Origin of the sequence: Streptomyces sp. NBRC 110035, assembly GCF_000829695.1 — a bacterium.
In the GTDB taxonomy this organism is placed as follows: domain Bacteria; phylum Actinomycetota; class Actinomycetes; order Streptomycetales; family Streptomycetaceae; genus Streptomyces.
This window is the reverse complement of record NZ_BBNN01000025.1, coordinates 99,897-126,078: the sequence shown is the minus strand read 5'-3', so window position 1 is coordinate 126,078 and position 26,182 is coordinate 99,897. Positions and strand designations below refer to the sequence as shown.

Genomic DNA, 26,182 nt, shown 5'->3' with positions numbered 1-26,182 from the left:
ATCGGACATGCCTCTCTCAGGAGCGATGCTGGCGGTCAGCGCGTTCGGTGAACTGACCTCGGCTCTCGACCTCGGCACGGGCAAGGCGGCGCAGTCCCTCTCTCGGTCGATGTCGCTGGCTTCGGGTACGGGCGCGGGCAAGGCTGACAGGATCTTCAGCGACCGGCGGACGCTGGCCGCGTCGGCGTCCGAGGACCTCGACCTGGCCGGGGTGCTGCTCGATGCGTTCGGTGCCACGATCACGTTCGCCCGGGTCAAGGGCCTGGTGATTGCGGCGGCGGCCGGGAACTCCAACAACGTCGTCGTCGGGGCCGCAGCAGCGACCCCGTGGGCGACGCTGCTCGGGGCGACGCACACGCTGACGCTGAGGCCGGGCGCGTTCCTCGCGGTCGGTACGGGGGCGGCGGACGCGATCGGGTACGCAGTGACCGCGTCGACGGGCGACCTGCTGAAGGTCGCCAACTCGGGTGCGGGCACAAGCGTGACGTACGACATCCACATCATCGGCTCGAGCACGTAGCCGACCAACCTGCGGTGAGGGGGCCCTGCGTGGGCCCCCTTCCGCATGCCCTGGAGGACTCACGATGGCCAACCTGGTCTTCAACACCGCCCTGGGCAGGCTGGCGCACTACGCCTCGCTGCCCGCTACGAACGACGCTCTGGTCATGGTGCCGCTGGAGGCCGCCGGCCTTGTGGACGACGCCACGATGCGGGACTACGACGACCTCGGGTCGCTCCTCGCGGGGGCGTCCAACGAGCAGACGACCATGGGCCGCAAGACGCTCACGGGCGTCACGGCGACGGTCGACGACGCCAACGACCGCGTGAACCTGGACGCGGCCGACGTCACCTGGACCGCCGCCACCGGCAACGCGATCGGCGCGGTGGTCATCGGCTACGTGCCTGACACGACGGCGCCGAGCGACGCGGCCGTGATCCCGCTGACGAAGCACGACGTGACGATGAGCCCGGACGGCAGCGACTTCACGCTGACCATCTCGGACTTCGCGCGCTCCAGCTCGACGGCCTGACACACGGGGGTGGACGATGGCGCGGTTGTGGACGTGCGGCTTCGAGCTCCAGAGCACGAGCGCCGAGACCGGCGTCAACTCGGGCCCGATCGTCACCGGTGCGCCGTCCATCTCCACCACCGTGCGCCGCGCGGGCACGGCCTCCCTGCGCTGCAACCCCACCGCCGCGACGGCGTTCGTTGAGCATCAGCTCACCACGGGCGTGGTCATGCGGACCATGCACCGCCTGTACCTGCGGGTGGACGCCTACCCGACCAGCAATACCAACATCTACGGCATCGGGCAGGGCGGCTACTTCCCGGGGCTGCTGCGACTCCAGCCTGACGGGACGCTCGTGCTGCGGGACGGCCTGGTTGAGACCACCCTCGCGGGCACCTCCCCGGTGCTCACCCTGGGCCGCTGGTATCGGGTCGAGCTGGACTATGCGGATTTCGCCGGGGCCCTCACCCCCGGGACAGCGGCCTTCAAGGGTTACCTGAACGGCACTCTGTTCGCCGACACGCTGTGCTCCAACATCAACGGGTTCAGCCGCGTACGCATGGGCGTGCAGCTCGCCACCACGACCGACATCTACATCGACGACGTCGCCATCAACGACACCACCGGCACGGCCCAGAACGGCTTGCCCGGGCCCGGCTCGGTGGTGCACCTACGGCCCGACGCGGCCGGGGACAACAACCTGTGGGAGACCGCGGTCGGCGGTACGGCCGGCGCGGCGGGCAACTGGACCCGGGTGGCGGAGCGGCCGCCGAACGATGCGGTCTCCTACAACCAGACCGCCGTGGCCAGTACGACCACCATCGACGACTTCAACGTCGAGAGCCCGGCGGCGGCCGGGATCGGCTCGGGTGACGCGGTCACGCTGGTGCAGGTCGGCGGCCGGGTCGCGTCGAACGCGGCCACCGCGGCGAGCATCGTCTACCGGCTGAAGGGTCAGAGCGGTGGCACGGTCATCGAGTCCGGGTCGGTGTCGGTCGCGTCCACGATGTGGGCGGTGCACTCAGGTGTCAGCCCGCGCCCCTACTTCCTGACCGCATACGCCAACCCCCAGACCGGGACGGCCTGGACGCCAGCCGCGCTGGAGAGTCTGCAGATCGGCTACCGCGGCAACGTCTCCCAGACGACCGTGCGCAGGGTGGGCACCCTGTGGGCGCTGGTGGAGTACGTGCCCGCGACCGCGCAGGCACTGGGCACAGCCTCCGAGACGGACACAGCGCAGCCCCTCAGCCGCGCCAAGACGATGCCGCTCGGCACCGCAGTCGAGACGACCGCCGCACAGCCGATCGCCCCTGTCCTGCCCGGGACACCGTTCGGCACGCTCGTCGACGACTTCGGCGACGGCATGGTGGACCCCGCCAAGTGGCCGGACAGCTACGGCGACGTCACAGAGGTGGGCGGGAAGGCCCGCGTCCCCTGCAACGCCTTCTACAGCGCCTACGCGAGTGCGCCGGCCTACAGGCTGGCCGGGACTCAGATCGCCCTCCATATGATCCCCGCGGCCCTTGCCAGCGCCACGACCGAGGCCTGGTCTCAGGTCCTGATCACAACCGCTACGCCTGGCACCGACGTGACCATCGAGTACAACGCGGTCGCTGACGCGCTGGCGATGGCCGTCCGCGTCGGCTACACCGACCCCGGCTACGCCGCGATCCCGTACGACCCGGTCGCCCACGCCTGGCTGCGCATTCGGGAGGAGGCAGGCAGCCTCTACTGGGAGACGTCGCCCGACGGCCTCACCTGGACGGTGCAGCGCACGGCGGACTCACCGGCCTGGGTAGCTGACGTCGACCTCCAGGTGCAGCTGATCGCCCACCGGTCCGACGGGGACGACAACTACGCCGAGTACGACTCCTTCAACGTCACCCCGGGCGGCGGTGGCGGCCAGGAGGAGGCGCTCGTCCCGGCCGCCGAGACCGGTAGCGCTCAGGCGCTGGCCGGCCGGAAGGTGCTGGCGCTCGGTACCGCCGTGGAGGCTGCCACCGCGCAGGCCTTGACCGGCCGGCGGGCGCTGCTGCTCGGTACCGCGGGTGAGACTGCGGCCGCGCGGGCTCCCGGCCGCGTACGGGCCCGGGCACTGCCGGTGGCCGCAGAGACCAGCAGCGGCCGACCCCTCGCCGGTGCGAAGCGGCACCCGCTCGGGCCCCCGGTCGAGACCGGCACGGCCCTGGCCGTGGGCCGCCGCAAGCGGGCCGCGATCGTCGCCGGGCAGGAGACGGACACCGCGCAGCCGATCGGCACACGGGCCGCAGCGCCGCTCGGTACCGCGGCCGGGCTGGAGACGGCGCGGCCCGTCGGCGCGGCGAAGCGGCTCGGCCTGGGCCTGGCTGTCGAGGCGTCTTCGGCGGTGGGTCTGCTGCCGTCGGTACGGCTGCGAATCAGTGCGGAGGCCAGCACGGTCCGGCCGCTCGCCGGGGCCAAGCGGCAGCAGCTCGGCACGGCCGTCGAGATGGAGGTCGCGCGGCCACTCGACATCGTGGCCGGCCTGCTCCCGGCCGACGAGACCAACACCGCCCGGAACCTCGGGCGAGCGAAAGCCACCGTGCAGAGCACGGCGGGTGAGGTGGGTGAGGCTCGGCCACTCGGCCGGGCCAAGCGGCGGACGCTCGGCTGGGCGGCCGACACGTCCGCTGCGGGGCCGCTGACCGGCGGCCTCTACCAGGCGCTCGACCCGGCCGAGGAGACGAGCACGGCTCTCCTCTTCGGCCGGGCGGGCGCCCGGGCGCTGCCCACCGCCACCGAGACGTCGGATGCGTCCACTCTGGCCGCCGGGTCGGTCACCGCGCTCGACCGGGCGCGGGAGACCGGCACGGCCCGGCCCGTGACCGGCCGCAAGACGCAGACGCTCGCCGCGGCGGTGGAGAGCGAGGCTGCGCAGTCGGTCACGGGCCGCAAGACACAACGGCCCGGCACCGCGGGTGAGACCGGGACCGCCCGGCCGCTCGCTGGCAGGAAGCGGGCACCGCTCACCCCGGCTGCCGAGTCCACCACGGCACAGCGTCTCCTCATTCCCAGGGCGCTCGCCGCCGTAGAGGAGGCCAGTACCGCGCGGCCACTTGGCACCGGGAAGCGCTTCAGCCTGGGCGCAGCCGTGGAGTTGACCGAAACGCTGCACCTCGGCACGCAGGCTCTGCTCCAGCTGGGGCGCGCGGCCGACCGCGCCGAAGCCCGGGTGCTTGGCCAGCGGAAGGTCCGGCCTCTGGCCCTGGCCGCCGGGGTGGAGACAGCCCGGCCGCTCGCCGGGACGAAGGCCAGCAGGCTCGGCTGGGCCGGGGAGACCGCCCGGGCCCTGGTCGGTCCGGCAGTCCGGCTCACCTGGGCGGCCGAACGGGACGAGGCCCGGCCGCTCGTCGGTCGCCGGCAGCGTCCGGCTGACCGCCTGGACGCCACCACCAGCGGGCCGGTGCTCACCCCGAGCACGAGCGGCCCGACCCTGACCACCAGCAGCAGCGGGCCCCACCTGGCGGCCTCATCGACCGGAGGAGGCTGACCGTGCCCGACGTAGGGGACCTCGTCACCGCACGGCTGGCGATCGAGCCGGCCGACGAGACGACGACAGCGGTCCTGCTGGTGACCCGGCCGGACGGCACGACGGACACACCGGTGGTGACGGCCACCGAGGGCGGGGCGGTGTGGACGGCTCCGGTCGTCTACACGCTGGCCGGGATCTGGCTGCTGCGGTGGACGGTGGTGGGCACGGGCGCGTCGGTAGAGACCGAGACGGTCGCCGTCGCGCCAGCGCCCGCGACGATGGCGGATGTCCGCTCATACGCGACGACCACCGAGCTCGCCGTGTTCCTGCATGCGGCGCCGCCGCTGGACTCGGTGAAGCTGCTGGAGCGCGCGACGGAGCTGCTGGACAGCGACTTCCTGAAGGCGGCGCTCTACGACACCGACACGGACGGCATGCCGACCGACCCGGTCGTCCAGGCCGCGTTCGCCGAAGCGGTGTGCGCGCAGGTCGAGTTCTGGGGTGAGGTCGGCGAGGAGACGGACATCGCGGGCCCGCTCCAGGGCGTCACCATCGGCAGCGTCAACCTGCAGTTCGGCGCTGGCGACAACCGGTCCAGCCCGGACTACTACGCACCGAAGCTCGTCCGCGCGATCCAGAACGTCCCTGCGGACAAGCTGCGCTGGCTCGCCTCCTCGGGCGGCTCCTGATGGCCCGCATCCCCCGCCGATACCTGATCCACGAGATCACGGTGGAGCCGTACGCCGGCGAGTCCAGCACCGGCCCCCTCTACGGGACGGCCACCCCGGTGCCCTGCCTCCTCGATGAGCAGACGCGGGCCGTCCGGACGCCGGGCGGAGAGCAGGTCACGTCGACGTCGACCGCGTACGCCGACCTGGCCACGACAGCCCCGCCGCTGTCCCGGGTCACGCTCCCCGGCGGCCGGACCACGACGGTCATCCAGGCCAAACGCCGCGACGGCAAGCGGCTCGGCACCCCCAACCACCTGGAAATCCAGCTCGAATGAGGTGATCGGCCATGGCTCAGGTGCGGGTGCGGTTCAACGGGGCCCCGGTAGCACGCGAGCTGCGGGCCGCTGCGGCCCGAGGCCTGCTCCTCGGCGCTGAGCACGTCCTCGGCGTGAGCGACGACCGTGTTCCGCTCGACGAGGCCGCGCTCCAACGGTCCGGCATGGCGAGCGTGGACGAGGCCACCCTGACCGCGATGGTCAGCTACGACACGCCGTATGCCGTGCCTCAGCATGAGCGCCTGGACTACCGGCACGCGCCCGGCCGCCAGGCGAAGTTCTTGGAGAACAGCCTTAACGAGGAGCGCGCGCAGGTCGACGCGATCATCGCCGCCCAGATCAGGCGGGCCCTGCGGTGAGCGGCGGCACGCACGATGTCGACCTCCTGGTCGGTGTCGCCGAGCTGCTCGCCGCGGAGGGCGTCGGCACGTACGACCCGTCCGGGGCCCTGCCGGCGGACGGGGTGGGGATCGTCCTCGGACGGGTGCCGGACAGTCCGGACCGGGTGCTCGGGCTGACCCCGTACCCGGTCGCGGACGACGACTCCACGGACTCCGTGACCGGCATTCAGGCGCGCATGCGGGCGGGCACCAACGCGCTCGACGTCGTCCAGCTCGCCAACAACGTCTTCACCGTGCTCCACAACCGCTGCTCCTGGGACGTCCGGGGTGTGTGGGTGGAGATCTCCTGGCGCAACTCGCAGGCCTGGATCGGCCAGGACTCCCGCGGCCGCATGGAACTGGTCGCGAACTACTACGTCCGGACGGTCCGGTCCGGCTCCAACCTGAACGACTGAGGAGGACCTGATGTCCACTCCCACCGAGGGGAACGAGCTTGCTCGTGAGTGGCGGCTCGAGATCAACATGGGTACCGAGGAGGCCCCGGACTGGCAGCTCTGCCCCGGCGTCCGCGAGTTCCAGCCCGCCAGCGAGCCGAACATCGAAGACTCGAGCGACTACGACGGCGACGGCTGGGCCGGGAACGAGAAGACGGGCCAGAGCTGGGAGTTGTCCGTCACGATCCGCCGGAAGGCCAACAAGGCGGTCAAGGTTTACTCGCCGGTACACGAGGCGATCCGGCTCGCGCACTTCGAGTACGGCGACGCGAACAAGATCCACTTGAGGTACATGAACCGGAACGGGATGCCCGAGGCCTACATGGGCAAGGCGATCCCGAACTGGCAGCCGGCGGGCGGCGAGTACACGGCGCTCGGCCAGACGGAGATCACCTTCACCGGTGACGGTCCGCTCACGCCGATCACGAACCCGCTGGCGCCGTGATGGCGGGCGAGCCCTTCGAGGCCCTCGACCAGTTCCTCGACGACTTCCTCGAACTCCCCGTGAAGGGGAAGGACGGGGAGCTCCGGGTGTACCGGATCGAGGACCCGTCCGCGGAGGACGGCATCCGCATCGAGCGGATCACCACCCTGGCGGCCCGCCTCGCCGCCGGGGAGAAGCGCCCGACCGTCGAGGTCCTGGACGACGAGGAGGAGCGGGACCTGTACCGCATGTGCCTCGGGGCGGCGTACGACGAGATGCTGGCGGACGGCGTGGGCTGGTCCCGCTTCAAACACGTGGCCTTGACCAGCATGTTCTGGGTGATCTCCGACAAGGAGACGGCTGAGGAGTTCTGGAAGACAGGCCAGCAGCCGGGGGGAAAAGCGCCGAATCGGGAGGCCCGGCGAGCGCAGGCGAAGCACGCCACCTCGGGGTCGGCCGGGGCGAGTACGACCCGGTCACCCAGCTCTTCGAGTGGTACGAAGGCGGGCTCCCGACGCCGTCGCGGGCGCGGTCAGGGTCGCTCTCAAACCTGACCTGGGATCGGCTGCTGGAGCAGTGGTCGCTGATCGAAGCCGACCTCCACTCCGAGTACGGCATCGACGCCTCATCCGGCGTCCTCCGTGAGCGGACCTGGCGGTGGCTCCAGGTCCGCATTCTCGGCCTGCTCAGCTGCGAATCCCGCCTGTACAGGCACTTCGCACCACCTCCTGAGGACCCCAAGAACCGCAAACCCCGAAGGAGGTGAGTCGTCGTGGCCCTCACCGTCGGCGAGCTCAACGCCGTCCTGTCCGTGGACGACCGTGCTGTCGAGCCTGCCCTGCGCCGTGTCGAGAACGCCATGCGGCAGACCGGTCAGCAGGTGGGCGACGACGCCGGGGACGCGGGCCAGCAGGCAGGCGAGGCGCTGGGCGAGGGCATCGTGCGCGGCGCGGACGGGCGGCTGCGAAACAGCCGCGGTCAGTTCGTCCGGGCGGGCCAGGCGGCCGGGGAGGCAGTCTCCGAGGGCGCCGAGGACGCGGGCGAGGACGCGGGCCGCCAGCTCGGGCAGGGCCTGGTGCGCGGCGCTGACGGCCAGTGGCGCACCATGCGCGGCGAGTTGGTCGACGCGGTGACCGCGGCGGCGGCGGAAGCCGAGGGCGCGGCGCGTCGTGGTGGCCAGCAGGCGGGCCAGGCGCTCGGTGACGGCCTCGCCGACGGCACCGCTGAGGGTGCGGACCGGGCGGTCGACCAGGCCGGCACCCGGATGGAACGGCTGAAGCAGGTGGCGGGCGGCGCTGCCATGGCGGCGGGCGCGGCTGCAGGCATGTTGCTGATGACCGCCTTCTCCGACGCGATGGACCAGTCCCGGATCACAGGTCGGCTGGGTGCGCAGCTGGGGCTGACCGGGCCGGTGGCGCAGCGGTACGGGAAGATCGCCGGTCAGCTGTACACGAGCGCCGTGGTGGACACGTTCCAGGACGGCGCGGACACGATGAAGGCCGTCGCCGGGTCGGGACTGATCCCACCGGACGCCACCAACGCGCAGATCAAGTCCATCGCGACGCACGCCGCCGACCTCGCGAACACCATGGAAGTCGACGTCGGGATGGCCGCGCAGGCGGCCGGGATCGCGGTGAAGACCGGTCTGGCGAAGAACTCGACCGAGGCCTTCGACATGATCACGAAGGGTATGACCGGCATGGGCCCGGCAGGTGAAGACCTGCTGGAGACCATCACCGAGTACGGCGTGCAATTCCAGAAGTCGGGCCTCTCCGGGCGCACTGCATTCGGTCTGATGCGGCAGGCGATCCAGGCGGGCTGGAAGGACACCGACAAGATCGCGGATGCTTTCAAGGAGCTGGAGCTCCGAGTCACGTCGGGTGGCAAGGCGCAGGTGGAGGCGCTGCAGTCCGTCGGCCTGAACGCCGACGAAATGATCGCGGACCTGTCGGCTGGCGGTAAGCGCGGCGAAGAGGCCATGGCCAAAATCCACGACGCGATCGTGGAACTGGGCCCGGAATCCGATGTCGCAAAGGTCGCGATTCAGGAACTCTTCGGCGGCCCGGGTGAGGACCTGGGTGCCGCCTTCTTCAAGCTCAATCTGCACGAGGCCCAGAAGGCGATGGGCAACACCAAGGGCGCCGCGGACGAGATGGGCAACAGCCTGCGGGACAACACCGGCACGAAGGTCGAAGCGTTCAAGCGCGGGCTGCAGCAGGGCGTCGTCGACTTCCTCGGTGGCAGCGTGATCCCGGGCCTCGAAACCGCCAAGGCGGCGCTGGGCGGTATCTGGGACGACGCGGGCAAGGGCGGCGCGCAGGGCGCCGAACGGATCGTGGCGTTCGTGCCGTTGCTCGGGCAGAAGCTGTTCGAGAAGGTCAAGGAACTCGCCCCGCGCATGATCGAAGGGCTGATGGGGGCGGGCCAGGCGGTCGCCGAGTGGGTGATGGCCAACCCCATGCAGGTCCTGAAGATCGCCGCGATCGCGGGCGCCATTCTGATGGCTCTGGCGGCCCTGCCGGCGCTCGTTGCTGTGGGGCTCAGCGCGACGGCGATCACGCTGATGGGCGGGTTCGTCTGGGAGCTGGTGACGGCGGCCGGGTCAGGGCTGGGAAGCCTCGGTACCTCGATCGGGGGCTGGTTCTCCGGTCTGTGGTCGAAGTACATCAGCGGCCCTGTGAGCCGTACGGGCAACTCGTTCATCACGTGGGTGCAGGGGCTCCCGGGGCGGGCGAGCAGTGCGCTCTCCGGGCTGGCCGCGTCGGTCACCGCGCGGGCGTCCGCGGCCTGGACGTCGTTCCGGGACGCCTCCGTACGGCGGGCCCTCGGTCTGGTGACGTGGGTGGCGGGTCTGCCGTCGAGGATCTCGGCGGGGATCGGCTCTCTGTCCGGGCTGCTCACCCAGAAGGGGAAGAACGTCGTCCAGGGCCTATGGTCGGGCATCTCGGGCATGGGCGGCTGGATCCGAGACAAGATCATCGGCTGGGCGAAGGACGTCATCCCCGGCCCGATCGCGAAAGCCCTCGGCATCGCCAGCCCCTCGAAGGTCACCACGGCCCAAGGCAGATGGATCGCCCGCGGCTTGATCGACGGCCTCACCGGCAGCTCGAAGCAGGTCCGGGCCGCGTCGTACAAGCTCGTCGACATCGTGCGCGACAGCCTGACCGGCAAGCGCCGTACTGCCGCCCTCAAGAAGATCAACCGCGATGCGGGCTGGCTGGACTGGCTCGCATCGCGGGAGGCGAAGGTCGCGGCCAAGCTCAAGACGGCCACCAAGAAGATGGAGGACCTACGCAAGGCGCGGACGAAGCTCGCGGCGGACGTGAAGGGCGGCATCCTCGGCGACGCGGACATCACCAAGCAGGACACCGGCGGATGGCCGCAGACCGCCGAGACGATCCTCGCCGGGCTGCGTCAGGACACGGCCGCCGCCCAGACCTTCCAGAAGCACCTTGCGGCGCTGAAGAAGAAGGGCGTGAGGTCGGACCTGATCGCGCAGATCGCGCAGGCCGGTGTCACGGGCGGCGCCTCCTCGGCTGCCGCCTTGGCGAACGCCAACGCGTCCCAGGTGAAGCAGATCAACGCGCAGCAGAAGCTCCTGGTGGGCGCGGCCGGGCAGGCCGGGACGACGGCGGGCAACGCCATGTACCAGGCCGGGATCGCGGCCGCTCAGGGCCTGGTGAAGGGGCTTCGGAAGGAGCAGAAGACCATCGAGAACACCATGCTCCGGATGGCGAAGGGCTTGGCCTCGGCGATGCGGAAGGCCCTCGGCATCAAGAGCCCGAGCCGGGTGATGGCGGTGATCGGCCAGTACACCGCGCAAGGTCTCATCCGAGGCGTGGAGGGTCAGCGGTCCGCGGTCAACTCCACGATGGCCAGCTTGGTGGAGACGCCGGCGCCGGGCTCGTGGGACATGGCGAGCAGGCGCGCCCGCGCGGCTGCTGCGGACCGCACGGTGATCGAGATTCGCTCCTCCGGCCGCGGCATCGACAACTTCCTCGTGGAAGGCGTCCGCCGCGGCGTGCAGAAGAAGGGCGGCGGCGACGTCGGCTTGGTGTTCTCAGGACGGAGGTCGGGCTGATGGCGTTCCCCGAGGACCCGCTCGGCACCCAAGTCGAATTCCAGATCGGCGGCACATGGGTTGACGTCACCGAGTACGCCCAGCTGCGGGACATCATCACCCACACCCGCGGCCGTACGGGCGAGGTGCAGGGCGTCGACCCGGCGTCCTGCACCCTCACCCTGCGAAGCCCGGATGGGCTGTTCTCCTGGCGCAACCCGAGGAGCCCACTCTTCGGGTTGCTGAACAAGAACACGCCGATGCGGGTGTCGGTGGCTGCAGGCGCTCCGCGGATGCTGCTTCCCGAGGAGCAGCGGCAGGCCCGAGCCGCCACCCCGGACGCCGCGGCGCTGCGCATCGCGGGCAGCATCGACATCCGTATCGAGGTCGCACTGCGGCAGCGCCTCGGGCAGATCGTCGAGCTGTGCGGCAAGTACTCGCTCACGGGGGATCAGCGGTCATGGCTGATGCTGATCGGGCCGTCGGGCGAGCTGCTTGTGCGCCGGAGTACGGACGGCGTCACTTTCCAGCAGTACGGCTCCACCAGCCCGATCCCCTTTACCGCGTCCGGGCGGATCGCTCTGCGGGCGACATGGAGTGCGTCGACCGGTGTGTACACCCACTACACGGCCCCGTCGATCGCGGGCCCGTGGACCCAGCTCGGCCTTGCGTCCGGGGGGAGCGGCGGCACCGCGCCCACCTACGCCTCGTCGGCGCCGCTGCATGTGGGTGATGTGGGCACCCTCGGTCTCGAGCCCCCGGACGGCAGCATCCATGCCTTTCAGCTCAGGTCTGGCATCGGTGGGACGGCCGTCGCGAGCGTGGACTTCACCGCGCAGGCGGTCGGCGCGCCGTCCTTCGTGGACGGTGCTGGGGTGACGTGGACGCTGGTCAACGGGGCGCAGATCAGCAACCGCAGGATCTTGTTCTCGGGCGAGTACTCGGACTGGCCGGCGCGTTGGGACCGGGCTGGTCAGCTGATCACTGTGGAGGGCGAGGCGGCCGGGGTCCTGCGCCGTCTCAACCAGGGCCGCAAGGTACTGCAGAGCACCTTGCGGCGGCGTATCCCGTCCGATCCGACGCTGCTGGCGTACTGGCCGATGGAGGATGACTCCGAGGCAACTCAGGCGTACAGCCCGATCGCTGGCGTGCCGCCGATCCGGCTCACCAACTTCGCCATGGCGAGCGACGATTCCTTCGCGGGGTCGGAGCCGCTGCCGGTGGTGGAGCCCGGGGCGACGCTGTCGGCTGAGGTACCGCCGCCGGCGGTGGGCACGGGCCCGTGGCAGGTCGAGATGGTATACAGGATCCCGGTCGCGCCGGGGACCTTGGCGACCTTTTTTGAGGTTCACACCACGGGGACGGCTGTCCGGTGGACGGTGCAGGTCCAGACGGGCAACGTGCAGGTCAAGGCGTTCAACTCGGAGGGGACACAGCTCTTCTTCATCAACTCCACGGCGGGCACGACCCCGAATTTCTTCGGCAGCGAGAACAGGGTCAGGATCTTCGCCCGGCAGAACGGCGGGAACGTCCAGGTCGACCTCAGCTGGACGAACGTCTCGAGCACCGGTGTCTTCCACACCACGTCCTTCGCGGGGCAGGTCGGCAATGTCCGCCGTATCTCCAGCACCTTCGGGGCCGGGATGGACGGCACCACGATCGGTCACCTCGCCGTCTTCCAGGCCACGGACACCCGCATCATGGACGGGGCGGACGACGGGTACCTGGGCGAGACCGCGGCCGCGCGGCTGCGGCGCCTCTCCATCGAGGAGGGCCTACCGATCGCGGTGGCCGGGGCTCCGGCCGAGACCGCGCGGATGGGGCCGCAGCGTCCGGCGACGCTGCTCGAGCAGCTGGAGCAGTGCGAGCAGGCGGACGGCGGCCTCCTGGTGGAGGACCGGGAGCGGCTGGGGCTGAAGTACCGGGCGCGGTCGTCGCTGTACAACCAGACGCCCAAGCTCACGCTGTCGTATCGGCAGAGGGGCTTGGCCGAGCTGGAACCGATCGATGACGACTCTCAGCTCCGCAACGACTGGACCGTCCAGCGCGTAGGCGGAAGCTCAGGACGGGCGGAGTTGACGTCCGGGCCGCTGTCGGTCGCGGACCCGCCGCTGGGCGTGGGCCGCTACGACGACAGCGTCACCCTGAACCTCCACAGCGACAGCCAGACGGAGCCGATGGCGTACTGGCTGCTCCACCTCGGCACCGTGGACGAGGCCCGCTACCCGGTGGTGTCGATCCGGCTACACCGGGCGCCGGAGCTGATCCCCACGGTTCTTGAGCTCGCCGAGGGCGACCTGATTCGCCTCACGGACCTGCCGGACTGGCTCCCGCCGGGCCCGGTGGATCTGATCGTGCAGGGCCTGAGCGAGGAGATCGGGGTCCGGACGTGGACGGTGGATCTGGTTTGCGCACCGGGCTCGCCGTGGCGGGCCGGCGTCGTGGGTGATGCGGTGCTGGGGCGGGCGGATACCAGTGGCAGTCAGCTCGTCGCGGCGGTCGCTGCGGCCGATACGACGCTTTCGGTGCAGACCACGGCCGGGCCCGAGTGGGTGACGTCGGCCTTGTACCCGTCCGAGTTTCCGTTCGATGTGCGGGCGGGGGGCGAGGTGATGACCGTGACCGGCATCGCCGACGCCGTGAGCGACGCCTTCGGGCGGACCGTGGCGAGCGGCTGGGGCGCGGCAACCAGCGGGCAGGCGTGGGCGGTCACAGGCGGCTCCACGACGGACTACTCGGTCGGCTCCGGCGTCGGCGCCCACGCCATGACCACCGTCAACGTCTCCCGGCGCTGCACCATGGCCCAGCCGGGCCCGGACTTCGACCTCCAGGCCGATATGGCCACCAGCGCCCTGTCGACGGGCGGTCACCAGTCCGGTGGGCCGATGGCCCGTGCGACGGATGGCAACAACTTGTACCAGGCGAGGCTGGAAGCGACGCCGGCCCAGGGCCTGGTGCTGACCCTGCGCAAGCGCGTGGGCGGCACGGAAACCGTGCTCGCCACCGCCACCCTGTCGCTCACGCACGCGGCCGGCGTGTTCTACCGGATCCGTTTCCAGGGTCAGGGCTCCACCCTGCGGGCCCGTGCCTGGCGGGCGTCCGACCCGGACCCGGGCGGCTGGCAGGTCGCTGTCACCGACGGGGATCTGACGGCGGCCGGCGAGATGGGGGTTCGGTCGCTCATCGCTACGAGCAACACCAACGTCTCTCCGGTCGTCCGGTACGACAACTTCCGGCTGGCCAGCCCGCAGCGGTTCACTGTGGTCCGTGCGGTCAACGGGCTGATCAAACCGCACCCGGCGGGGACGGCTGTGGGGCTCGCGTTCCCGGCTGTCGTCGCCCTGTAGAGAGGAGGGCCTGCTGTGACGCTGTGGCAGCCCGGCATGACCATCACCGCGGAGCGTCTGAACGACTTCACGCCCTTGCCGCTGACGACGGCCCCGACCGGCGCCGTTGGATTCACGGTGTCAGCCTTCAGCGCCCGCAAGGCCGCAGGGATGATCGAGTGGGCGGTGATGCTCACGTACGCCGGCTCCACGATCACCGCGGGTGCGACCGGAAACATCACCGACACCCTCTGCATGACCCTTCCGGCCGACTGCCGCCCCACCGCCGAGACCTACACCCTTTACGAGGTGGGCGGGATCACCGCGGGCTCGGTCCGGATGCTGCCGGACGGCCAGTGTCTGCTGACGACCCTGTACCCGACGTCCAGCATCGGCGCGAACTCGGTCAAGTTCGGGACCAGCTTCGCCACCGGCTGACCCCACCCCGCCCACACGCCCCGAGCCGTCCGGCCGGGGCGTTTCTCATGCCCTGGAGGCGCTCATGGCCACCCAGATCCACCCCGCTACTGCGGCGATGCTGCGGAACTTCCGCTACGACCACCTGCCCCCGGCGCTCCAAGAGGTGAGCCGGCCGTTCCACGACCTGGCGCACGAGCTCGCCGAGACCCTGTCCGGCCCGGAGGTGACGAAGGCGCTCGACAGCCTGTGGGAGTCGAAGAACTGGGCGGTCGTCGCCGCCTCCAACAAGGAGCGGGAGGCGAACAGCTGATGGCCTGGTACCCGAGAGCGGTCCGGCTGGAGCTTCAGCCGGAGTCGAGCGAGCAGCCGGCCATCCGGCCGACGCAGCTGATCATGCACAGCATCGTCGCGCCGTGGGACGAGCACCGCCTGTACGCCTATTGGAAAAATTCGACCTCGTTGGAGAGCCACTTCGGGCTGGACTTCGACGGCTCGATCGGGCAGTACCTGTCGACGACGACCCGGGCCGACGCCAACGCCTCCGCGAACCGGCGTCCGGACGGGACGGGCGCCATCAGCATCGAGACGGCGAGCAACACGAAGGCCTCCGACCCCTGGACGGACGAGCAGGTCACCGAGCTGATCGCCCTCGGCGTGTGGGCGCACCAGGAGCACGGCGTCCCGCTGCGGATCTGTCAGACCGCGGCGGACGGCGGCTTCGGCTACCACTCGCTGCACGCGGCCTGGTCGACGTCGGGGACCGCGTGCCCGGGCCCGGCCCGCATCGCGCAGTTCCGGGAGACGGTGTTCCCCGAGATCGTGGCGAAGGCGCGGAAGCCCGTACCGGCACCGGCCGCTCCGACCCGGCCGGTCGTCAGCCTCGCGCACATCCTGGCCGCGCAGCGCCGGGACCCGGGTCTCCCGCAGGGCGGCACCACGTACAAGGCGGAGGGCCTGGTCGTCGAGGAGGCGCTGTACCGGGCAGGCCTACTCGCGAAGCGGTGGGTCGACGGCTCTCTCGGCTCACTGACGCGGCCGGCCGTGTCGGAGTGGCAGGAGCGGTGCGGCTACCGCGGCCGCCAGCCCGGCCAGCCCGCGGACGGCTACTTCGGCAAGGACTCACTCACCCGCCTGGGCAAGGCCTACGGCTTCACAGTGAAGGACTGACCCATGAACCTGTTCACGAGCCTGATGCGGACGGTCGTCCCGATCGTCGCCGGTCTCCTCCTGGGCCTGGCCGCGAAGGTCGGTCTAGACCTCGACGACGGCCTGGTCACCACGTACGTCACGGCCGCGCTGACGGCCGGGTACTACGCGCTGTGGCGCGTCCTCGAGGAGGCCGCGGACCGGCTCGGCTGGGAGCCGTTGCGGACGCTGGCCGGGCTGCTGCTGGGCTGGGCGCGGCCGCCGCAGTACGAGCAGCCGGCCACCGTGCCCCTGCGGGTGAAGTTGCAGTTCGGCGACCCTGCCGAGTTCGCAGCGGAGATCAACCGCATGGTGGAGCGGCGTGGCGGGAGCCTGCGGTGACAACCCCCGACCCGGGCGTGCACATCCCCAGCGCCCAGATGTACTCGGAGCTGCGCGCGTTGAGCGATGGTGTCACCCGGGTGGAGACCAAACTCGACAGCATCGGGCAGGGCCTCAACGACCTCGGCAAGGACGTCGCCGATCACGAGACCCGGCTTCGCACTCTGGAGGCCATGCCGAAGTCCAGCGACATCGAGCCGCGGGTGACCATCCTCGAGCGGGCGCGCTGGCCGCTCCCTACCATCGGTGTCCTCGCCGGTATCGCCGGTGCAGCGACCGGCGCGATCGCCCTCATCGCCCGCTGACAGCGCAGTGCCCCCTCTCGCCCTTCGGGGTGGGAGGGGGCGCTTCGTCGTGCCCGGGGATCAGGCGGTGGGCGGCTGGTCGGCGGCGTACGAGCCGAACCCGGGCACGGTGTACGTCAGCCCGTCCTCGCGCAGCTGCCGGAGCGCTTTCTGCGCGGTCGGAATCGAGATGCCCAGCTCTTCCGAGAGTGCGACGACGGACGGCACGCGCTCGCCGGGCGGGTACTCCCCGGCGCGGATGCGGTCGGCGAGGATCGCGTGCGCCTGCCGCCAGCGGGGCACCTCGGACGTGGGGTCGATCATGCAGGTGACGCTATGAGCACAGCGTGCTCTCCGCGAGAAGTGGATGCGCCGTATGCAGTGCATGCAAGGTATGCAAGGAGTATGGTCCAAGTCACAAAAGCCCCCCGCGACCTGGCCGGGTCCGGGGGCTGGCCACCGCGAGGATCATGAGGAGCGGCGACGTGGCAGAGCTTACGCAACCCGTCTGTATGAACGACAGCCCTACGGCAACCGTCCGGGAGCGAGTGCTCGCCGCCTTGGCGCTGCCCGCCCTGGACGGCCTCACCCAGGCGCAGGTGCGCGGGGCGACGTGTGTGTGGGACGGCATCGCGCTCACGGCCGGCACGGCGGTCGACCTCGGGCCACGGAAGAAGCGCCGGCCGGGCGGCACCTACTCGTGGTTCCCCCGCGGCTGCAAGCGCTGTACGGCACGGCGGGCGTATCGAGCCCTGTTCGACCACGCGCCCGCATGCGGGCTTTGCCGGAAGGGGCCCGAATGCCCTGTCTCCGTCGAGGTGCACCGTCTCATCAGGGAGGGTGGCGGGCTATGGCTGAGCCGCTGATGACGCTGGAGGCCGCGCCGCTCCTGGGCGTACCGCTCCCCGACCCGGAGCCGGTACCCGGCTGCGCGCGGTGTCGCTACTGGGACGGCCAGCGCTCCGACGCTCGCCGCAGTGGCGACGGGGCGCGCGCGACCGACTGCAACGTCCACATCCGCCGCCACCCCCACTGACCCGCCATGCCCCCGCTGCTGGCTCGCGCCGATGCCGGTAGCGGGATGAGAGCGGCCGCCTTCGCTGTCCCCGTGGCGGGGCGGCCGCTCACCTCACCAGGTCGGCGAGGGGCACACCGATCGCGTCGGCAATCCGAACCAAGGTCCGCAGGGTCGGGTTCGCTTGGCCCGACTCGATCTGCTGGTAGTGCGACCGGTTCATCGGCACCGCGAGGTAGACCTTCTCCTGGGTCAGGTTCTGGTGCTCGCGGACCTCGCGGATGCGCCGACCGATGCGGAGCATCTCGCGGGCGGTCTCATCATCGGGCTGGTCTGCGGGCACTCGCCCACGCTGTGGCCGTGACGATCTTGTGTCAGCCTGGTGACACCATGCCTTTATTGATCATGCACTCTGAGGCATGCAAGACCCCACCCCGCCTGCACGGACACGGGTGGTGTGCGGATGAGAGCGGCCGGCGGGCGTACGCGTCTCCGCCCCATCCGACCGTTAGACGCCAAGACTCAGTCAAGGCGTCCCGCCCCGGAGGTGAAAGCCTCCGGGGCCGTCTACGTTGAGACATCAAGAGGCCCCCACCGATATAGCCGGCGGGGGCCTCCCCGCGGGGCCGGCCTCCCCGCCGGGCACCCGCAGGAGTTCGAGAAGCGCGTCTCAGGCGCGCGCGGGGAGGCGTGCCTGCCCCTCTCGTCCGCGCTACTTTACGTGTCGCCGTCAGCTAGTCCAGTCCCCCGAACGGGTGATCGGAACAGTCATGATCGTCTGGCGTTGTGGATTCCATGTGGATTCCGGCGACGACAACGGCCCCCCGGATGATCTTCCGGAGGGCCGTCATTCCTGCCGTGACCTCGACCTTAGCGGTCGGTGGGCGCGGACGGTTTCGAACCGCCGACATCCTGCTTGTAAGGCAGGCGCTCTACCCCTGAGCTACGCACCCGGGACCCGGGCGCACCGCCCGGACCGATTCGACAGCCTACATGGCCCGGGGAACGATCCGGGCTCCCGGGCCTGCCGCGATCCGTCCGGGCGGGATTCCTCCCGGGTCACCTCCGGGACCGGTGACGGCGCGGAGAAGGTGTCCGTGCCGCGCGACGACGCCGGCTCCTCTCCGGCCGGCGTCCGCACCGGCGACGGGAACATCACGGTCCGTACGGCGAACTGAACGACCCGTGTGTTCGTCCTTCACCGGTGGGACAATGGCCATCGGGCAGGCGAACGACAGTACGGGAGAGGGATGTGACGGCGACACCAGAGCAGCCGTACTCGCCGTCGGGACCACGCGTGCGCCGCACGCGTGGTCTTCTGTCCCGGGGGCCTGTCTCCCGGGGGCCTGTCCCGTGGGGCCCGGCCTCCCGGCGCCGGGCCGCCGGTCCGCTCCGTGAGACGTTCGCGCTGACGGTCCTGCCGCTGGTGGCGGCGCTGGCCCTGCCCGCCGCGTTCGCCGGGGGCGGCACCCGGCGCTGGTTCGGCGGGCGGGCCGAGAACCAGCGGGCCGGGGCGCAGGCCGCCAAGGACGAGGCGGCGGCCGCGTTCTACGAGCTGGACACCGCCCAGCGGGACCTGAGGATCTCCATAGAGACGATCACCGCCGTGGACAGCTCCCCCGCCGCCCGCCGCGCCGTCGCCGACTTCGAGGCGCTCGGCCACCGGATAGACGAGGCCAGCCACACGTACATCGCCGCCGTCGACGCCCATGACCTCGACCGCGACGACCTGGAGGCCTCCGCCGCCTCCCGGGCCCGCACCGAACTGACCGCCGCCAAGGGCGAGCTGGACCGGGTCAAGCGGGAACTGGACCGCTTCACCGACGGACTCGGCCCCCTCCTCGGCAAGGCCGAGACCCAGCTGGCCCGGCTCGCCCCCGCCGTCGAACGGGCCCGTCAGGCGTTGCTCGCCGCGTCGAACGCGCTGGACGCCGCCCGCGCGTCGGGGCTGCGGGCCGACGACCTCGCCGCCCGGCTCGCCGCGCTCTCCCCGGAGCTGACCAAGCTGAACCAGGGCGCCGGGCAGCACGGCGTGCCGCAGACCCTGGAACGGGCCGAACAGGTCATCCGCCAGGCCGAGGCCATCCGCGCGGAGGCCGACCGGCTGCCGGAACTGGCTGCCGAGACCGGCCGCCGGCTGGTCTCCCTGCGCACCCGCGCCCAGGCTCTCACCACCCGCTGCGAGCAGGTGGAACCGGTGCTCAGCGAGTTGCGCCGGCGCTTCACCGCCGCCTGCTGGCAGGACCTCCAGGGCGTCCCCGGCCTGGCCGCCGAGAACGTGCGGCAGGCCGAGGGCAAGCTCGCCGAGGCCGGCACCGCACGCGACGAGCAGCGCTGGGCGGACACCACCGCCCTGCTGTCGACCGTACGGGCGCTGCTGAACACGACCGACGAGGCCGTCTCCGCCGCCGGAGACCGGCTGAGCCGGCTGAACGCCGTGCAGAAGGACCCGGAGCAGGAGATCGAGCGCACCCGCTTCGCCATCCGGGACGCCCAGCGCCTGGCCATGGCCGGCCGTCACACCCCCGACCCGCGCCACGCCCACCCGCTGGACGGCGCCGTGGCCCGGCTGGAGCGGGCCGTCGCCGGGCTGGAGGGACGCCATCCCGACTACTGGCACTTCCTGACGGAGACAGAAGCGGTCCGCCGGTCGGTGGCACAGGTGGTGTCCCTGATCCGCGAGGACCGGGGCGGCTCCGCCGGCTGAGCGCCGCGCATCCGGCCGCCCGGCTCCCCCGCCACCGGCCGCAACCCGCCGCCGGCCGGTTAGCCTGTGCGCATGCCTCGCTACGAGTACCGTTGCCGGACCTGCGACGACACCTTCGAACTGAGCCGCCCCATGGCGGAGTCCTCCGCTCCGGCCGACTGCCCGGCAGGACACGACGACACCGTGAAGCTGCTGTCCACGGTCGCCGTGGGCGGTGCCGCCGTACCGGCCGCCGCCCCCCGCGCGGGCGGCGGCGGTGGCGGCGGATGCTGCGGCGGAGGCTGCTGCGGCTGACGGCCCCCGCGCCGGACCGACCCCGGCGGCACCCGGGATCTTCCTCAGGTTCTCTTCAGCTACGCGTTTGTACGGTGGCCCGCATGACAGCCATCGCAGCGCACAGCGTGTCCGTCGCCGCGGGCGGGGAAGCCGGACCCCAGTGGGTCAACGACCTCATGGACGCCATGGGCGCGCCGGGGGCCGGACTCGCCATCGCGCTGGAGAACCTCTTTCCGCCGCTGCCGAGCGAGGTGATCCTGCCGATGGCCGGGTTCGCCGCGAGCAGCGGCCGGATGGGTCTGCTCGCGGTGCTGCTGTGGACGACGGCCGGTTCGGTGGTCGGCGCGCTCGCCCTGTACGGCGTGGGTGCGCTGCTCGGCCGGGAGCGGACGGTGGCGATCGCGGGGCGGCTGCCGCTGGTGAAGGTCTCGGACATCGAGAAGACCGAGGCGTGGTTCCTGCGGCACGGGACCAAGGCGGTGTTCTTCGGCCGGATGGTCCCGATCTTCCGCTCGCTGATCTCGGTGCCGGCCGGTGTGGAGCGCATGCGGCTGTCCGTGTTCCTCGGCCTGACCACGCTGGGCAGTGCCCTCTGGAACGCCGTCTTCGTCCTCGCGGGCTACGCGCTGGGCGAGAACTGGCAGCAGGTCACGACCATCGTGTCGGGCTACTCGAAGGTGGTCCTCGGGCTGGCCGTGCTGGCGGTGCTCGCGTTCTTCGTCACGCGGATGCTGCGGCCGGGCGCCGGCCGCAGGCGGCGCGACGGGCGGGCGGACCCGGAAGAGGTACGGACGGCGGGCTCCCCCGGCGGGGGCGGTGCCGCAGGACGGTACGAACCCGCCGCCGGGCACGGGCCGGCCGGCGAGCACGGATACGCGCCCGCCGACCGGTAGGACCCGGCCGGCCCCGGGCCGCCCGGCGCTCCGGCGCGGCCCTACCGAAGCCTCTTCACCGGCCTCCGCAGCCGCTTCAGCCGGCCGACCGGGCCGCCTCCAGGAACTCCCGCAGGATCTGCTCCCCGGCCGTGACACCGCGCCCGGGGAGCGCGGTGATGCCGGGGGCCGTCCAGTCGGCGTCGGCCAGCTCGCCGTGCCCGGGGCGCCAGCCCCGGTCCGCGGCGAGCAGCAGGTCGGCGTCGAGGAGCGAGTCGCCGGCGGCGAGGGCGAGGCCGGCGCCGGTGCGCCGGGCGACCTCGCGCATGGCCTCGCTCTTGGTGAGCGGCCCCGGTACGGCGTAGATCTTGCGGCCCTGCAGGGAGACCGTCCAGCCGCGGTTCTCCGCCCAGACGGCGAGTTCCTTCACCCACTCCTCGGGCAGCAGCTCGCGCTCGACGACCAGGTAGGCGAAGAGGTCCTCGGCGACGCGGTGCTTGCGTGTCCAGGCCGGGTCGGCGGTCCGCTCCAGGTGGGCCCGCACCTCGGAGAGCGGGGCGCACTCGGCGGCGAGGCGGGTGGTCACCCGGGCGTGCCAGTCGTGGTCGGTCTCGCCGTCGACCAGGAGGTGGCCGCCGTTGGCGCAGATCGCGTACGCCGGGGCGGGGCCGGGGAGGCTGATGCGCCGGTACTGCTCACGGGTGCGGGTGGTGGTCGGTACGAACACGGTGGCGTCGCCGAGTTCGGCCAGGAGCCGGGCGGCGGTCTCCGTCATGTAGGACAGCGGGCGGCTCTCGTAGACCTCCACGCACAGCAGGCGCGGGGCCCGGGCGTCGGGCCCGGTCAGGGCGAGGGCGTTGGCGGAGTAGATGAGGGTGCGGTCGAGGTCGCTGGCGACGAGCACGGGCATCAGAGCGTCACCGCGTGGCCGTCGGCACCGGTCGCGCCGCGCGTGTACCGGGGGTGGATCAGACCGACGCAGGTGTACGGGAGGCCGGCGACCTCCTCGACGGGGACGCCCCGTTGTGCGGCCAGCAGCCGTACGTGGTCGAGGTCGTGGCCCGCTCCGGCGCGCGCGAGGATCTTCCACGGCACCCGGCGCAGCAGGACCCGGGTGGTCTCGCCGACGCCGGGCTTGACGAGGTTCACGTCGTGGATGCCGTACTCCTCACTGATGCGTTCGACCGCCGCCCAGCCCTCCCAGCCTGGGGTGCGGTCGGCGGCGAGCAGTTCCTTGGCCTGGGCGCAGGCGGCGTCGGTCACCTCGGGGAAACGGGCGCTGACGGCGTCCAGGAAGGCCACCGAGGCGTCCGCTCCGGCGAGTTCGCGGTAGAACTTGGCGCCGTGGAAGTCGTCCGGGCCGACCAGGTCGGCCCGCAGGACGGTGCGTGAGATGAGGCCGGAGACGGTCGAGTTGAGGCAGGCGGACGGGATCAGGTAGTCCTCGCGGGTGCCGTACGTCCGTACGCAGGAGCCGGGGTCGGCCAGGACCGCGATCTCCGGGTCGAAGCCGGTGACCCCGTGAGCCTTCTCGAACTCCTTCACCGCCTGGGCGAGTTCGCGGGTGATGGCGCCCTTGCCGGTCCAGCCGTCGACGAAGACGACGTCCCGGGGGTCGTGGTGCTCCGCCAGCCAGCGCAGCGCGTTGGCGTCGATGCCCCGGCCGCGCACGATGGAGACGGCGTAGTGCGGGAGGTCGAGCTGGTGCCGGTGCCGGGCCCAGCGGCGCATCAGAATGCCGACGGGAGTGCCGGCCCGGGCCAGGGAGACCAGGACCGGGCGCGGTGACCGCTCGGCGAGGACGGTCTCGGTGACCACGCCGACCGCGTGGGCGAGGCGGGCCGCCGAGGTCTCGAGGGCCGCCCGGAACAGCTCCTGGTACTGCTCGCTCGGCTGGTACTCGACGGGCAGCGACTCGGCGTAGTGCGCGCCACCGCTCTGGATCGCCTCCTCGCGCTCCTCGGTGGGCGCCTCCAGGGTGACGTCGGAGAGGTCCTGGAGCAGCCAGCCCACCTCCTCGGGCGCGTACGAGGAGAAGGCGGGGCCGCGGAGGGGCTCGGGCAGCATGAAGGCGGGCCTTTCGGGGGCGGCCGGGGAATCCGGGGTGTCCGGTCCGTCCGGACGGTGGCGGTCCGGGGCGGCGGGCACGTACGACGGTACGACGGCGAGGAGGACCTGCGGGGTGTGTGCGGCGAGCTCGGCGAGCAGCCCGCCGGGCGCGTGCAGCGCGGGGGTGTCGGCGGCCGAGTCGACGACGGCGACGACGGCGTCGAAGCCGGCGCCGGCGACGTTGTAGGCGTAGCGCTCGCCGGGGCCGTCGGCGGGGTCGTCGTGGGCGGGGAAGGCCAGCCGGGTGCGTATCGCGTAGCCGGGGTCGTCCACGGCGAGGACGGGCGAGCGGGTGGTGGTCGAGAAGCGGACCTCGGTGCCGCCCGCGCGGGCGGCCGGTGCCCGCCGCGGCGTCCGGTCCTGCTCCAGTCGCTGTTCCAGCGCGTGGGCGAGGCGGAGCGGGGCGTACATCAGCTCCTCGAAGCCGAGGACGAGGACGCGTCGGGCGCCGTCGGGCAGCGCGTCGGCGATCCGGCCGGCCATGGCGGGCAGGGCGTCGTCCAGGCGGGCGCGGTGCGCGGGCGTGAACCCGTGCCGTCCGCCGTCGGGCAGCCCCTTCGGCCAGCCCAGCCCGATGCGCGCGACCCGGCCGGTCCGCGTCCGCGCCTCCGCTCCGGCCGCCGGGCGCGGGGCCTCCTGTGCCGCCTGCGCCTCCTGCCGGGCGACGAGCTCCCTGCCCTTCTCCAGCACGCCCTCCGGGAGCCGTACCGTGCCCGAGACGGTCGTCACCAGGTCGACGTGGGCGCCGATCCCGCGGGCGAACCCGTCCAGCCGGCCGGTGTCGGCGGGCGAGCGCATGTCGACCAGGGCGACCACCACGTACCGGCGCCGGGGGTGGCGTGCGTGCAGGTCGCGGATGGTGTTCAGGACCGTGTTGCCGGTGGAGAACTCGTCGTCGACCAGGACCAGCGGCCCGTCCCCGGCGAGCAGCCCGGGGTCCTCGGGGAGCAGCAGGTGCGAGGTGGCGTGGGAGTGGGACTCCTCGAAGCCGCCCGCCGCGGCGACCCCGGGGACCGGGCGGCGGGTGGAGTGCAGGCAGGGGGCGACGCCCACGCCGTCGGCGACCGCGTGGCCGAGGCCGGTGGCGGTCTCGGCGTACCCGAGGACCACCGCCCGGTGCGCCTGGTCGCCGAGCAGTTCGCGGACCCGGCGGCCGAGCGCGACGCCGTGGCCGTACACGACGGCGGGTGACTGCGGTACGTGCTTGCCGAGGACGTTGGACACCAGCAGGTGCGCCCGCTTGGGGTTGCGGCGCAGCGCCAGCCCGAGCAGTCCGGTCAGCCGGTCGTCGCCGGCCAGCTCCACGCCCAGCCGCTCGGCGACCCAGCTGCCGGACCAGACGTTCCCGGCGGGTACGTCCCCGCCGGCCCGCGATCCGTCGCGCACCGCGTCGCGTGCCCCGCGGCGCACTTCCTCGTTCACTGCCTTCTCCATGAATCCCTTGCCGTCGGTCCGGTCAGGTCGGTTCGGTCCGGTTCAGGCCGGCCGCTTGGCGAGGCCGGCCGCGAGCAGCTCCACGAACCCGATGTCCTCGTTCGCGACGCCGAACACCTCGGCGCGCAGCAGGGTCCGCTCGGCCCACGCGCGGTGGGGCTTCACCTCGTTCATCTTGTTCGTGTACGCCGACCTCATGACACCGCCGCCGTCGCGTTCCGGCCGCAGGATGTCCTGGGCGTCGCTGTACTCCTCGTGGCTGACCACGGACAGCGCGTGCACGGGCAGGACGTGCGAGGGGTGGATGCAGGTCTTGCCCTGCAGGCCGTTGGCCCGGTCCAGGGAGATCTCCCGCAGCAGGCCGTCCATGGCGTGCTCGATCAGTGACTGGCGCAGCTCCGTGGCCTGCACCTCGAGGAACGGGCTCTGCCGCAGTTGCGGCTTGAACATGCGTTCCTGGGTCCGGAAGTACTCCCAGACCGGCCCGGTCACGGTGAATCCGGTGCCGTCGACGCGGGCCAGCATGTTCACCACGTCGGCGATCACGGAGGCGACGATCTGGAGGTCGTAGGCCGTCATGTCGGGACCGCGGCGCAGCCCGTACGGGGAGCAGAAGTCGGTCACGCCCAGGCGCAGCGCGAGGACCCGGTCGCGGTACTTGTCGACCGCGCGGAGGATGCCTTCGAGGGTCTCCACCCGGCTCTCGCGGTAGAGCAGCTCGGGCGACTCCAGCACCGGCATCGCGAAGAGGCGGTGCCCGTAGGCGGCCTCGGCGACGGCGAGGGCCTCGAGGAAGGGCATGCCGCGTTCCTCGGTGAACTTCGGCAGGACGAACCCGGACAGCAGGGGGGCGGCGCGCCCGAGGCGCCGGACGAGGTCGGGTATCTGCTCGGGGGTGCGGACCCGGATGAACAGCAGCGGCAGGTCGGCCCCCGGCCGGCCGGCCAGGTCGGCGAACTGGGCCACGAGGTTCGCCTCGCCGGCGCTCACGTCGTCGTCGCCGATGGAGTCCTCCAGGCACAGCACCATCGAGACCACGCCGTTCCCGGCCTGCTTGAGGATGTCGTCGGCGAGCCGGGGGCGGGTCGCGGGGCTGTACAGCGTGGCGCCGAGGGCCACGGAGAGCAGACGGGCCGGGGACCGGGTCGTGAACAGGCCCGGCTCCCGGTAGAAGAGACGTTTCCGCACCGCAGGGGCGATCTGTCCGAAGTGACGCATTGAACTCCCCCGTGACCGTGGGCATGGCGCGAAATGGCTGTGGAATGTCGGAAGGTGGCCGGTAATAGTACGTAGGTATCGATGTCGGCGGTTCCCGCCAGGCGTGAACTTCAGGTGTCCCGGCCGTGTCGGTGCCGGGCGGCGGCGGCGCGCGTGCGCACCCCGCATT

Annotated in this window: 26 protein-coding genes and 1 tRNA gene; 21 read left to right on the top strand and 6 right to left on the bottom strand. The window is 71.9% G+C overall.

Going from position 1 to position 26,182, the window contains the following annotated elements:
* The first annotated feature begins 7 nt into the window (after nucleotides 1–7).
* The 16 genes from TU30_RS15605 to TU30_RS15525 all read left to right on the top strand — a co-directional run bounded on the left by TU30_RS15605 (nucleotide 8) and on the right by TU30_RS15525 (nucleotide 16,403).
* Nucleotides 8–520 (top strand): hypothetical protein, encoded by a 513-nt coding sequence (locus TU30_RS15605; RefSeq protein ID WP_158719322.1) that lies wholly within the window; start codon nucleotides 8–10, stop codon nucleotides 518–520.
* 64 nt (nucleotides 521–584) lie between these two features.
* Nucleotides 585–1,031, top strand: coding sequence for a hypothetical protein (locus TU30_RS15600; protein ID WP_042170100.1), 447 nt, complete (start codon nucleotides 585–587; stop codon nucleotides 1,029–1,031).
* Between the two features lie 16 nt (nucleotides 1,032–1,047).
* The gene (locus TU30_RS15595) at nucleotides 1,048–4,518 is read left to right on the top strand and encodes a hypothetical protein (RefSeq protein ID WP_042170097.1); all 3,471 of its coding nucleotides are present in this window, start codon (nucleotides 1,048–1,050) and stop codon (nucleotides 4,516–4,518) included.
* 2 nt (nucleotides 4,519–4,520) lie between these two features.
* Entirely contained in the window at nucleotides 4,521–5,189 is a 669-nt protein-coding gene (locus tag TU30_RS15590) for a hypothetical protein (protein ID WP_042170096.1), read from the top strand.
* Nucleotides 5,189–5,506: a hypothetical protein gene (locus tag TU30_RS15585; protein ID WP_042170093.1), complete on the top strand. Its 318-nt coding sequence runs from the start codon at nucleotides 5,189–5,191 to the stop codon at nucleotides 5,504–5,506. Before TU30_RS15590 ends, TU30_RS15585 begins: the two co-directional genes overlap by 1 nt.
* A gap of 11 nt (nucleotides 5,507–5,517) precedes the next feature.
* Nucleotides 5,518–5,865: a hypothetical protein gene (locus TU30_RS15580; RefSeq protein WP_042170091.1), complete on the top strand. Its 348-nt coding sequence runs from the start codon at nucleotides 5,518–5,520 to the stop codon at nucleotides 5,863–5,865.
* Entirely contained in the window at nucleotides 5,862–6,302 is a 441-nt protein-coding gene (locus TU30_RS15575; RefSeq protein WP_042170089.1) for a minor capsid protein, read from the top strand. The genes TU30_RS15580 and TU30_RS15575 overlap by 4 nt, the downstream gene beginning before the upstream one ends.
* 10 nt (nucleotides 6,303–6,312) lie before the next feature.
* The gene (locus TU30_RS15570; protein WP_042170088.1) at nucleotides 6,313–6,786 is read left to right on the top strand and encodes a phage tail tube protein; all 474 of its coding nucleotides are present in this window, start codon (nucleotides 6,313–6,315) and stop codon (nucleotides 6,784–6,786) included.
* Nucleotides 6,786–7,319, top strand: a complete 534-nt coding sequence (locus TU30_RS15565) for a hypothetical protein (protein ID WP_042170339.1) — start codon at nucleotides 6,786–6,788, stop codon at nucleotides 7,317–7,319. The genes TU30_RS15570 and TU30_RS15565 overlap by 1 nt, the downstream gene beginning before the upstream one ends.
* 386 nt (nucleotides 7,320–7,705) lie before the next feature.
* Nucleotides 7,706–10,846: a phage tail tape measure protein gene (locus tag TU30_RS15560; protein WP_158719321.1), complete on the top strand. Its 3,141-nt coding sequence runs from the start codon at nucleotides 7,706–7,708 to the stop codon at nucleotides 10,844–10,846.
* Entirely contained in the window at nucleotides 10,846–14,172 is a 3,327-nt protein-coding gene (locus TU30_RS15555; RefSeq protein ID WP_052479807.1) for a hypothetical protein, read from the top strand. Before TU30_RS15560 ends, TU30_RS15555 begins: the two co-directional genes overlap by 1 nt.
* 15 nt (nucleotides 14,173–14,187) lie before the next feature.
* On the top strand, nucleotides 14,188–14,589 hold the full coding sequence (locus TU30_RS15550) for a hypothetical protein (protein WP_042170084.1): 402 nt from the start codon (nucleotides 14,188–14,190) through the stop codon (nucleotides 14,587–14,589).
* A 64-nt stretch (nucleotides 14,590–14,653) separates the two neighbouring features.
* Nucleotides 14,654–14,881, top strand: a complete 228-nt coding sequence (locus TU30_RS15545; protein WP_042170081.1) for a hypothetical protein — start codon at nucleotides 14,654–14,656, stop codon at nucleotides 14,879–14,881.
* Nucleotides 14,881–15,738: an N-acetylmuramoyl-L-alanine amidase gene (locus tag TU30_RS35400; RefSeq protein WP_107068475.1), complete on the top strand. Its 858-nt coding sequence runs from the start codon at nucleotides 14,881–14,883 to the stop codon at nucleotides 15,736–15,738. Before TU30_RS15545 ends, TU30_RS35400 begins: the two co-directional genes overlap by 1 nt.
* 3 nt (nucleotides 15,739–15,741) lie before the next feature.
* Nucleotides 15,742–16,098 carry a hypothetical protein gene (locus tag TU30_RS15530; protein ID WP_063837638.1) on the top strand — a complete coding sequence of 119 codons (357 nt, stop codon included), beginning with the start codon at nucleotides 15,742–15,744 and terminating at the stop codon, nucleotides 16,096–16,098.
* Nucleotides 16,095–16,403: a hypothetical protein gene (locus TU30_RS15525; protein ID WP_052479806.1), complete on the top strand. Its 309-nt coding sequence runs from the start codon at nucleotides 16,095–16,097 to the stop codon at nucleotides 16,401–16,403. Before TU30_RS15530 ends, TU30_RS15525 begins: the two co-directional genes overlap by 4 nt.
* Before the next feature lie 60 nt (nucleotides 16,404–16,463).
* On the opposite strand, the gene TU30_RS15520 is transcribed toward TU30_RS15525, so the two are convergent.
* On the bottom strand, nucleotides 16,464–16,706 hold the full coding sequence (locus TU30_RS15520; RefSeq protein WP_042170079.1) for a GntR family transcriptional regulator: 243 nt from the start codon (nucleotides 16,704–16,706) through the stop codon (nucleotides 16,464–16,466).
* A 188-nt stretch (nucleotides 16,707–16,894) separates the two neighbouring features.
* Here TU30_RS15520 and TU30_RS15515 point away from each other — a divergent pair, with 188 nt between their 5' ends.
* Together TU30_RS15515 and TU30_RS15510 are read left to right on the top strand one after the other, a co-directional pair.
* Nucleotides 16,895–17,248, top strand: a complete 354-nt coding sequence (locus tag TU30_RS15515) for a hypothetical protein (protein ID WP_042170076.1) — start codon at nucleotides 16,895–16,897, stop codon at nucleotides 17,246–17,248.
* Nucleotides 17,233–17,418, top strand: a complete 186-nt coding sequence (locus TU30_RS15510) for a hypothetical protein (RefSeq protein WP_042170074.1) — start codon at nucleotides 17,233–17,235, stop codon at nucleotides 17,416–17,418. Before TU30_RS15515 ends, TU30_RS15510 begins: the two co-directional genes overlap by 16 nt.
* An 88-nt stretch (nucleotides 17,419–17,506) precedes the next feature.
* Here TU30_RS15510 and TU30_RS15505 read toward each other — a convergent pair whose 3' ends face one another.
* Both TU30_RS15505 and TU30_RS15500 read right to left on the bottom strand, forming a co-directional pair.
* On the bottom strand, nucleotides 17,507–17,740 hold the full coding sequence (locus TU30_RS15505) for a helix-turn-helix domain-containing protein (protein WP_234307874.1): 234 nt from the start codon (nucleotides 17,738–17,740) through the stop codon (nucleotides 17,507–17,509).
* A gap of 538 nt (nucleotides 17,741–18,278) precedes the next feature.
* Nucleotides 18,279–18,350, bottom strand: a tRNA-Val gene (locus TU30_RS15500).
* Nucleotides 18,351–18,649: 299 nt separating this feature from the next.
* Here TU30_RS15500 and TU30_RS15495 point away from each other — a divergent pair.
* The 3 genes from TU30_RS15495 (at nucleotide 18,650) to TU30_RS15485 (ending at nucleotide 21,273) form a co-directional block, all read left to right on the top strand.
* Nucleotides 18,650–20,104: a hypothetical protein gene (locus TU30_RS15495; protein WP_078878300.1), complete on the top strand. Its 1,455-nt coding sequence runs from the start codon at nucleotides 18,650–18,652 to the stop codon at nucleotides 20,102–20,104.
* A gap of 72 nt (nucleotides 20,105–20,176) precedes the next feature.
* Complete coding sequence (locus tag TU30_RS15490) at nucleotides 20,177–20,398, top strand: zinc ribbon domain-containing protein (RefSeq protein WP_042170071.1); 222 nt, start codon at nucleotides 20,177–20,179, stop codon at nucleotides 20,396–20,398.
* Nucleotides 20,399–20,481: 83 nt separating this feature from the next.
* Nucleotides 20,482–21,273 carry a DedA family protein gene (locus TU30_RS15485; RefSeq protein WP_042170069.1) on the top strand — a complete coding sequence of 264 codons (792 nt, stop codon included), beginning with the start codon at nucleotides 20,482–20,484 and terminating at the stop codon, nucleotides 21,271–21,273.
* A 76-nt stretch (nucleotides 21,274–21,349) separates the two neighbouring features.
* Here the strand turns inward: TU30_RS15485 and TU30_RS15480 are convergent, their stop codons facing one another.
* Genes TU30_RS15480 through TU30_RS15470 form a run of 3 tightly spaced genes read right to left on the bottom strand, consistent with a single transcriptional unit; the run spans nucleotide 21,350 to nucleotide 26,013 of the window.
* Nucleotides 21,350–22,162, bottom strand: a complete 813-nt coding sequence (locus TU30_RS15480; RefSeq protein ID WP_042170067.1) for a hypothetical protein — start codon at nucleotides 22,160–22,162, stop codon at nucleotides 21,350–21,352.
* Nucleotides 22,162–24,795 carry a phosphoribosyltransferase gene (locus tag TU30_RS15475; RefSeq protein ID WP_078878299.1) on the bottom strand — a complete coding sequence of 878 codons (2,634 nt, stop codon included), beginning with the start codon at nucleotides 24,793–24,795 and terminating at the stop codon, nucleotides 22,162–22,164. The genes TU30_RS15480 and TU30_RS15475 overlap by 1 nt, the downstream gene beginning before the upstream one ends.
* Before the next feature lie 42 nt (nucleotides 24,796–24,837).
* Entirely contained in the window at nucleotides 24,838–26,013 is a 1,176-nt protein-coding gene (locus tag TU30_RS15470; protein ID WP_042170064.1) for an HpcH/HpaI aldolase/citrate lyase family protein, read from the bottom strand.
* Between the last annotated feature and the right edge of the window lie 169 nt (nucleotides 26,014–26,182).

Bases quoted from the DNA above. Each gene is read 5' to 3' on its own strand.
- TU30_RS15510 (WP_042170074.1), top strand. From the start codon at position 17,233: ATGGCTGAGCCGCTGATGACGCTGGAGGCCGCGCCGCTCCTGGGCGTA.
- TU30_RS15485 (WP_042170069.1), top strand. From the start codon at position 20,482: ATGACAGCCATCGCAGCGCACAGCGTGTCCGTCGCCGCGGGCGGGGAA.
- TU30_RS15580 (WP_042170091.1), top strand. From the start codon at position 5,518: ATGGCTCAGGTGCGGGTGCGGTTCAACGGGGCCCCGGTAGCACGCGAG.
- TU30_RS15600 (WP_042170100.1), top strand. From the start codon at position 585: ATGGCCAACCTGGTCTTCAACACCGCCCTGGGCAGGCTGGCGCACTAC.
- TU30_RS15595 (WP_042170097.1), top strand. From the start codon at position 1,048: ATGGCGCGGTTGTGGACGTGCGGCTTCGAGCTCCAGAGCACGAGCGCC.
- TU30_RS15565 (WP_042170339.1), top strand. From the start codon at position 6,786: ATGGCGGGCGAGCCCTTCGAGGCCCTCGACCAGTTCCTCGACGACTTC.
- TU30_RS15570 (WP_042170088.1), top strand. From the start codon at position 6,313: ATGTCCACTCCCACCGAGGGGAACGAGCTTGCTCGTGAGTGGCGGCTC.
- TU30_RS15470 (WP_042170064.1), bottom strand. From the start codon at position 26,013: ATGCGTCACTTCGGACAGATCGCCCCTGCGGTGCGGAAACGTCTCTTC.
- TU30_RS15520 (WP_042170079.1), bottom strand. From the start codon at position 16,706: ATGATCGACCCCACGTCCGAGGTGCCCCGCTGGCGGCAGGCGCACGCG.
- TU30_RS15545 (WP_042170081.1), top strand. From the start codon at position 14,654: ATGGCCACCCAGATCCACCCCGCTACTGCGGCGATGCTGCGGAACTTC.
- TU30_RS35400 (WP_107068475.1), top strand. From the start codon at position 14,881: ATGGCCTGGTACCCGAGAGCGGTCCGGCTGGAGCTTCAGCCGGAGTCG.
- TU30_RS15555 (WP_052479807.1), top strand. From the start codon at position 10,846: ATGGCGTTCCCCGAGGACCCGCTCGGCACCCAAGTCGAATTCCAGATC.
- TU30_RS15480 (WP_042170067.1), bottom strand. From the start codon at position 22,162: ATGCCCGTGCTCGTCGCCAGCGACCTCGACCGCACCCTCATCTACTCC.
- TU30_RS15605 (WP_158719322.1), top strand. From the start codon at position 8: ATGCCTCTCTCAGGAGCGATGCTGGCGGTCAGCGCGTTCGGTGAACTG.
- TU30_RS15490 (WP_042170071.1), top strand. From the start codon at position 20,177: ATGCCTCGCTACGAGTACCGTTGCCGGACCTGCGACGACACCTTCGAA.
- TU30_RS15585 (WP_042170093.1), top strand. From the start codon at position 5,189: ATGGCCCGCATCCCCCGCCGATACCTGATCCACGAGATCACGGTGGAG.
- TU30_RS15475 (WP_078878299.1), bottom strand. From the start codon at position 24,795: ATGGAGAAGGCAGTGAACGAGGAAGTGCGCCGCGGGGCACGCGACGCG.
- TU30_RS15530 (WP_063837638.1), top strand. From the start codon at position 15,742: ATGAACCTGTTCACGAGCCTGATGCGGACGGTCGTCCCGATCGTCGCC.
- TU30_RS15515 (WP_042170076.1), top strand. From the start codon at position 16,895: ATGAACGACAGCCCTACGGCAACCGTCCGGGAGCGAGTGCTCGCCGCC.